The organism is Mycobacterium sp. (assembly GCF_035314905.1).
Taxonomy (GTDB): Bacteria; Actinomycetota; Actinomycetes; order Mycobacteriales; family Mycobacteriaceae; genus Mycobacterium.
Map to the genome: position 1 here is coordinate 1 of NZ_DATFYW010000151.1, position 7,800 is coordinate 7,800.

Consider the following 7,800-nt stretch of genomic DNA (forward strand, 5'->3'; position numbering starts at 1 on the left):
GCCGGAGACCGAATCAGGTGAGCGCACAACGGGTCTGGCGAACATCGCGCTGCTGCGCAGGCCAGCCGGGCTGGACGGGGACAGCTGGCTGGCGCGATGGCAGATCGATCACACCCCGGTGGCGATCGAGACACAGGCCACATTCGGCTACACCCAGAACGTGGTGGTGCGGCCGCTGACCCGGGACGCCCCGGCGATCCACGGCATCGTCGAGGAATTGTTCCCGACCGAGGCGATCACGGACCTGCAGGCGTTCTTCGGCGCGGCCGACGACGCGGACCTGCAGGATCGGCTGACGCGGATGGTCGCCAGCACATCGGCGTTCGGCGCGAACGTCAACATCGACACGGTGCCCACCAGCCGCTACGTGCTGCGCACGCCGTTCGCCTGACACACGCAACGGGCCCGACCCACCGCTGTGGACCGGGCCCGTCGACGTTGCAGCTACTGATTGGACTTCTGGCGCTGTTCGGCGGCCTTCGCGCCGCCGCGTGCCGCTTCGGCTTCGGCTTCCTTCTTCGCGGCATCGCGTTGAGCCTCGGCCTTGTCCTGTTGGGCCTCGCCCTCCTCGACGAGATCACCGCGGCCCGTCACCGTGCCGACGGCTTCTTTCGCCTTGCCCTTGACGTCCTCGACGACGCCCTCCAAGCCTTCCTTCGGCCCGCTTTTCTCCGCCATGGATTCCTCCCTCATCGGCTGACGTTCCCGGCGGCCGGGACCGTTTCCGTCCCGCCGCGATATTCGGGTTCCCGGCGCCTGGAGAGCCCAAACCTCCTGACTGACCGGCTAATTCTCCGCGAGCTCAATGGCCCGGACGCAACCTGGACCCAATGTCCACTCGGTGCCGTCAACGCAAACCCGGATCGGGTCGGCCGCGCACGCACCGCCGGTGTTCACAGCCGGCGCATAGACTTTGCACAGCGTTGCCCTAGTCCGTGGCGCCATACTCTTCAATCGTGGCCACCGAAGCTGACTCAGGCCGGGTCGTGATGCGTCGCGCCGACGGCAGCCCGATCCACGTCCTCGTCGTCGACGACGAACAGGTGCTCGCCGAGATGGTGTCGATGGCGCTGCGCTACGAGGGATGGGAGATCTCGACCGCCGGGGACGGCGCCACCGCGATCGCCCTGGCGCGTGAACACCGGCCCGACGTCGTCGTGCTCGACATCATGCTGCCCGACATGAGCGGCCTCGAGGTGCTGCGGAAACTGCGCGAGCAGATTCCCGGGCTGCCCCTTTTGCTGCTGACCGCGAAGGACGCGATCGAGGATCGCATCGCCGGCCTTACCGCGGGCGGCGACGACTACGTGACCAAGCCCTTCAGCCTGGAAGAGGTCGTGCTGCGGCTGCGTGCACTTCTCCGGCGCACGGGCGCGACCACCGACGCCGCCGGATCGCAACTGGTGGTCGGTGACCTCGTTCTCGACGAGGACAGCCACGACGTGACCCGCGGCGGCGAACCGATTTCGCTGACCGCGACGGAGTTCGAGTTGCTGCGCTTTCTGATGCGCAACCCGAAGCGGGTGCTGAGCAAGGCGCAGATCCTCGACCGGGTCTGGAGCTACGACTTCGGGGGGCGGTCAAACATCGTCGAACTGTACGTGTCCTACTTGCGCAAGAAGATCGACAGCGGCCGTGAGCCGATGATCCATACGCTGCGCGGAGCCGGCTATGTCCTCAAGCCGCCCCGCTGAGCAGCCCAGGGGATCGACCAAACCGGCTTTGCTCAATCGCCTGCGGTCGCCGCGCAGCTGGTCGCTGCGCACCCGCCTGCTCGCGACGTTGATCGCGTTGCTGGCCTTCGTGTGTATCGGGATCGGCGCCGGCACCCAACTGGCCCTGCGCGGCTTTCTGGTGCACCAGCTCGATGAACAGGTGATGGAGGCCGCACACCGCTCGGTCGTGATCAACGACCTCGGCCGTCCGCCGGGGGCGCCCCCCGGGATGCCGCCCCCGATGCGCCACCGCGGAAGCGGGCCGGACTTTCTCAACGCGCCCGGCCAGGCCGTCGGAACGCTGGGGGCGCTGGTGTCAGACGGTCACGTCGTCTCCGCCGCCATCGTCAGCAACAACGGCTTCCGCATCCCCGTGCCGGATTCGGCGTACCCCGAGTTGGCCGCACTGCGGGCCGGCCACCATCCCGCCGCGGTGGACCTCAACGGGGTCGGCAAGTACCGGCTGGTCGCGCTGCGGACCCACAGCGGCCAGATCATCGTGACCGGCCTGCCGGTGTCCGGCATCGCCAAGACGCTGGTGTCGACGCTGATCATCTTCAGCATCCTCGCCGCGTCGGCGCTGGTGATGGCCGCCATCGCGGGCGTCCTGATCATCCGGCGGCAGCTGGCACCGCTGTCGAACGTGGCGGCCGCCGCCAGGCGGGTGTCCGATCTCGAACTCGGACGCGGCGAGGTGAACCTGCCAACGCCGATCGTCGACGTCGACGCGGCGAGCGCACACACCGAGGTCGGCCAAGTCGGCACGGCCCTGAACCGGCTGGTGGAGCGCATCGCGGCCGCGCTGTCGGCGCGACATGCCAGCGAGACGCGGGTGCGCCAGTTCGTCGCCGACGCCAGCCATGAGCTGCGCACCCCGCTGGCAGCGATCCAGGGCTACACCGAGCTGGCGCAACGCGAACGGGGCCAGATGCCGCAGGACGTCGCGCACGCGCTGAGCCGGGTCGAGTCGGAGACACAGCGGATGACGCATCTGGTCGAGGACCTGCTGCTGCTGGCCCGCCTGGACGCGGGCAGGCCTCTCGTCGAGGAGCCGGTGGACCTGTCGAGCATGGTCGTGGACGCGGTCAGCGACGCACACATCGCCGGGCCGGACCACGAGTGGTCGCTTGACCTGCCCGACGAACCGGTCGTCGTGACGGGCGACGGCCCACGCCTGCACCAGGTGCTGGCCAACCTGCTGGCGAACTGCCGAACCCACACCCCGGCGGGGACGTCGGTGACGGTGTCGCTGGCCGCCGACCGCGGCGGGGGCGCCACACTGGCCGTCGTCGACGACGGCCCGGGCATCCCACCCGAGCAGCAGCCCGAGATCTTCGGGCGGTTCGTCCGCGGCGACTCCTCCCGGTCGCGGCGTGACGGCAGCACCGGCCTCGGCCTGGCGATCGTCGACGCGGTGGTCAAGGCGCATCACGGCACCATCGACGTGAACAGCGTGCCGGGACGAACGGAATTCCGCGTGCGGCTGCCCCGGCTCTCCCATAACGGCCAGGTATCAGCCGACGCAGGATTCACAGCAGCCACATAGCTTGTGCCCACCGTGCACAAACCGTCACCAATGACGATGGGAGCCATGACGGACAGCGTGATGGAACTCCCCACTGCCCTTGACGATTGGCGCCCCGCCGCCCGGCGCGTTTTTGAATCCCGCCCCAACGCGGTGGTTCTCGCCCGTGACGCGGGTGTGCCGGTTCTCGACGTGGTCGTGCCCGTGTACAACGAGCAGACGGCGCTGGCGCCGTCCGTCCGTCGCCTACACCGGTATCTGTCGGAGCACTTCCCGTTCGCCACGCGGATCACGATCGCCGACAACGCCAGCGTCGACGACACCCCCCGGATCGCCGCCGAGCTGGCCGAGGAACTCGACGACGTGCGGGTCGTCCGGCTGGAGCAGAAGGGCCGTGGCCGCGCGCTGCACTTCGTCTGGTCGACGTCGGACGCGCCCGTGCTGGCCTACATGGATGTCGACCTGTCCACCGATCTGGCCGCGCTCGCCCCGCTGACCGCGCCGCTGATCTCCGGGCACTCCGACGTCGCGATCGGCAGCCGGTTGAGCCGCGGCTCGCGTGTGGTGCGCGGCGCCAAACGGGAAGTGATCTCACGCTGCTACAACCTGATCCTGAAATCGACTCTGGCGGCGAAGTTCTCCGACGCTCAGTGCGGATTCAAGGCGATCCGCGCCGACGTCGCGCGCGAACTGTTGCCGCACGTGATCGACACCGGTTGGTTTTTCGACACCGAGCTGCTCGTGCTGGCCGAACGCTCCGGACTGCGCATCCATGAGGTTCCGGTCGACTGGGTCGACGACCCCGACAGCCGCGTCGACATCGTCGCCACCGCCGCGGCGGACCTGAAAGGGGTCGCGCGGTTGGTGAAAGGCTTTGCCACCGGCGCGATTCCGGTCGCCGACATCGCCGCGCAGCTGGGATCGGCAAGGGCCGGCGCACCCGCGTCGCTGCTGCGTCAGGCGGTTCGCTTCGGCGCGATCGGCGCTGCCAGCACGATCGCCTATCTGCTGCTCTTCACCCTGCTGCACGGCGTCATGGGTGCCCAGGCCGCCAACCTGCTCGCACTGCTGGTCACCGCCGTCGCGAACACGGCGGCGAACCGACGGTTCACGTTCGGGGTGCGCGGACGCGGCCGGGCGGGCCGCCACCACTTCGAGGGCCTGGTCGTGTTCGGCATCGCTCTCGCGGTCACCAGCGGTTCCCTCGCCGCGCTGAACGCGGTCGGCAACCCGTCGCGCGCCCTCGAACTGGCGGTGCTCGTCGCGGCCAACCTCGTCGCCACCGTCGTGCGATTCATCCTGCTGCGAGGATGGGTGTTCCACCCCCACCGCAATCGCTGACCCAGGACCGCTTCCGCCGACATCAAGGAGCTTGGATGAGCGCGCCCGCGCTGACCGTCGCCGACGCTGGCGGCGGGGACCGTCCCACCGGCGAGCCCACCGCGGCGCCGAACCCCCGCTGGGGCCGCCCGGCGCTGGCGGCGCTGCTGGCCGGCACAGCCGTGTTCTGGTCGGTCGGGTTGGGCCGCATGGGATGGGCCAACGCGTTCTACTCGGCCGCCGTGCAGGCCGGCACGAAGAGCTGGAAGGCGTTCCTGTTCGGCTCATCCGACGCGGGCAACTCGATCACCGTCGACAAGCCGCCGGCGTCGCTGTGGCCGATGGAGATCAGCGCGCGGATCTTCGGGGTCAACACCTGGTCCATACTGCTGCCGGAGGTGCTGCTGGGCCTGGCGTCGGTGGCGCTGGTATATGTGATCGTCAAGCGCCAGTTCGGTCCCACCGCCGGGCTGATCGCGGGCGGGGTTCTTGCGATCACCCCGGTGGCGACGTTGATGTTCCGGTACAACAACCCCGACGCACTGCTGGTGTTCGTGACGATCGCCGCGGTCTGGGCGCTGATGCGCGCGGTGAGCGACGGGCGGACGCGATGGCTTGTGCTGTGCGGCGCGCTCATCGGATTCGGCTTTCTGACCAAGCAGCTGCAGGTCATGCTGGTCGCACCCGCGCTGGCGCTGACCTACCTGATCGCCGGCCCGGTCCGGCTGCGGGTGCGGATCATCCAGCTCGGCGCCGCGCTGCTTGCGATGGTCGCCAGCGCGGGCTGGTGGGTCCTGCTGGTGTCGCTGACGCCGGCCGCGGACCGGCCGTACATCGGTGGGTCCACCGACAACAGCTTCCTGAACCTGACCTTCGGCTACAACGGCATGTCGCGGCTGCTGGGCGGGCACACGGGCAACTTCCACGGCGGGCCAGGTGGCCACGGCTTCTCGTTCGGCTCACACGCGGGGCCGGCCCGGTTGTTCAGCGGCGAGGCGGGCGGTCAGATCTCGTGGCTGCTGCCCGCGGCGTTGATCTTCCTGATCGCCGGAATCGTGTTGTGCGGGCGAGCCTCCCGCACCGACGAGCGCCGGGCCCAGTACGTGGTGTGGGGCGGATGGCTGATCGGCGGGGGTGCGGTGCTCAGCTTCATGTCCGGCATGTTCCACGACTACTACACCGTCGCGGTGGCACCGGCGGTCGCCGCACTGGCCGGCATCGGCGTTACCCAGCTGTGGGCGCGACGATCATCCCGGTGGGTCGCCCTGACGCTGGCCGGCGCGGTCGCGCTCACCGCGGTGTGGGCCTGGGTGCTGCTCGGCAGGTCCCCCGGGTTCGTGCCGCCGCTGCGGTGGGCGGTGCTGGGGTGCGGCGTGATGGCCGCCGTGGCGCTCGTCACCGCGTATGTCCTCCGGGTCGGCGGCGGGGGCCGCATCGCGTGGTGGGCGGCGGCCGCGGCCGCGGTCGCGGCGCTGGCCGGGCCGCTCGCCTACTCGATCCAGACTGTCAGCACCCCGCACAACGGCGGCATCGTCGCCGCCGGCCCGTCCGTCGGGGGCGGCCACTTCCCCGGGATGCCGGCGGGCGGACCCGGCGGGCCCGGCGGCCGGCCGGCGGGCGGACCGCCGGGAACGGGTGAGAAGCCCAGCGGCCGAATCGTGCAGATGCTGTCGCAGAGCGGGGGCGCCTACCCGTGGGTGGCGGCAACCGACGGCGCCAACGAGGCGGCGGGCTACCAACTGGCCACCGGGGATGCCGTGATGCCGATCGGCGGTTTCATGGGCGGTGACCCGTCGCCGACGCTGGCGCAGTTCCAGCAGTACGTCGCCAACGGCCGGATCCACTACTACATCGAGGCCAAGGGGCCCGGGATGCCGGGAGACAACCCGGGCGCGCCACAGCGTCAGCGGCCGGAGACCGAGGGCGACAAGATCGCCGCGTGGGTCAAGCAGAGCTTCACCAAAACGACGATCGACGGCGTCACCTACTACGACCTCACCGCGCCCGTGACGCGCCCGTGACGCGCCCGTGAAGTGAACGCATGCCAACGTCACACGGTGTGCTAATCAAGAACCCAGCTTGCCGCAGTTGGATGAAAGTGACGGTAAACACGAGGATTTGAGGTGGCAATCATGATGGGATCGGTTAGTGAGGGGGCGACGTTCCTGGTGCTGCACGCCGGCACCGATCGCGGTTGCCGCATTGCGCGGGACCTGCTTCGGGCCGGCTGCCGGGTGGCCGCAACCGGCCGTTGCGCCACCGACCTCGCCCGGATACTGCACGGCTACCCGGCCCATCAGGTGCTCGCGATCGCGGCAGAGGATTCACAGCTGAACCGGGTGATCGGCCGGGTGGAAGGCCGGTGGGGCGCGATCAACGCGATCATCGACGCGGAGCGGGGCACCGAACACGGCAGGCACGACGGCGTGCCACTCGAGGCGGCCTAAGGCCTTGCCGCAGGGTCCCCGCCGGCGCCGACCGTCCCTGACCTGGTAGGCCCGCCTGATCTGGTAGACCCGCGGCTTGGACAACCGGGCGACCTCGTGCGGTACGCCGATCTCTGCGGTACGCCGATCTCTGCGGTATGCCGATCGGAGCGAAAAAGACGCTGAGCGGATATTGGCCGGCGAAACGGGCTGGACATGCCATCCCGAACTGGCAAGCTTTCCCTACAAGTACTCGAGCTTCTCGTCGTGCCGGCCGGGGTGGAATCGACACCAAGGGATCACTAAGGGACGGAGTCAGGATGGGTCAGCTCAAACACGTCGCCACACCGATGGCCGCAGCGGCGATGCTGGCTGCCGGCTCAGGGATCGCAGCGGCCGACGGCCCCACCGGGGTCAGCGCGGAGCGCGCGACCGTGGTGCCGATGAGTCAAGTCCTCAGAAGGTGCGATTTCACCGACGACACCTACGTGCCGTCGTCGGGCAGCGGCTCGGCCGTTTCCATCATCAGCTCGACCGGGTCCAACGTGACCGCGGAGGTGCAGCTGACGAGGGCGAAGCCCGGCGTTCGCTATTTCGTCAGGCTGGTCGAGACTCCCCCGCCAACGGACAGGTGCAGGCCCGGCAACCCCGGCGTCGCCGCAGGCACGATCGACACCGACGGAGCCGGCACCGGGAGTGTCACCCTCAGCGAGGCGGTGCTCTCCGGCACCACCGGTGCCGGGGTGTTCATCGAGGGCCCCCCGGCCGATTTCTACTCTTCGGATTTTCTCGCGCCGATTTGAGCCTGGTCGTC

General features: G+C 69.5%; 7 protein-coding genes and 1 pseudogene. 7 read left to right on the forward strand and 1 reads right to left on the reverse strand.

Annotation, left to right across the window (positions count from 1 at the left end):
- Positions 1-391 (forward strand): annotated as a pseudogene (locus tag VKG81_RS13015) (hypothetical protein); the annotation flags it as partial.
- Between the two features lie 53 nt (positions 392-444).
- Here VKG81_RS13015 and VKG81_RS13020 read toward each other — a convergent pair.
- On the reverse strand, positions 445-678 hold the full coding sequence (locus tag VKG81_RS13020) for a CsbD family protein (protein ID WP_324396517.1): 234 nt from the start codon (positions 676-678) through the stop codon (positions 445-447).
- A gap of 311 nt (positions 679-989) precedes the next feature.
- Between VKG81_RS13020 and VKG81_RS13025 the strand changes: the two genes are divergently transcribed.
- The 6 genes from VKG81_RS13025 (at position 990) to VKG81_RS13050 (ending at position 7,789) form a co-directional block, all read left to right on the forward strand.
- Positions 990-1,694 (forward strand): response regulator transcription factor, encoded by a 705-nt coding sequence (locus VKG81_RS13025; protein WP_324396526.1) that lies wholly within the window; start codon positions 990-992, stop codon positions 1,692-1,694.
- Positions 1,672-3,261: a HAMP domain-containing sensor histidine kinase gene (locus VKG81_RS13030; RefSeq protein WP_324396519.1), complete on the forward strand. Its 1,590-nt coding sequence runs from the start codon at positions 1,672-1,674 to the stop codon at positions 3,259-3,261. The genes VKG81_RS13025 and VKG81_RS13030 overlap by 23 nt, the downstream gene beginning before the upstream one ends.
- Before the next feature lie 45 nt (positions 3,262-3,306).
- Entirely contained in the window at positions 3,307-4,581 is a 1,275-nt protein-coding gene (locus VKG81_RS13035) for a glycosyltransferase (protein WP_414685260.1), read from the forward strand.
- Positions 4,582-4,616: 35 nt separating this feature from the next.
- Positions 4,617-6,581 (forward strand): ArnT family glycosyltransferase, encoded by a 1,965-nt coding sequence (locus VKG81_RS13040; protein ID WP_324396521.1) that lies wholly within the window; start codon positions 4,617-4,619, stop codon positions 6,579-6,581.
- A 111-nt stretch (positions 6,582-6,692) separates the two neighbouring features.
- Positions 6,693-7,007 carry a hypothetical protein gene (locus VKG81_RS13045; RefSeq protein ID WP_324396523.1) on the forward strand — a complete coding sequence of 105 codons (315 nt, stop codon included), beginning with the start codon at positions 6,693-6,695 and terminating at the stop codon, positions 7,005-7,007.
- A gap of 299 nt (positions 7,008-7,306) precedes the next feature.
- Entirely contained in the window at positions 7,307-7,789 is a 483-nt protein-coding gene (locus VKG81_RS13050; RefSeq protein ID WP_324396524.1) for a hypothetical protein, read from the forward strand.
- Positions 7,790-7,800: the final 11 nt, after the last annotated feature.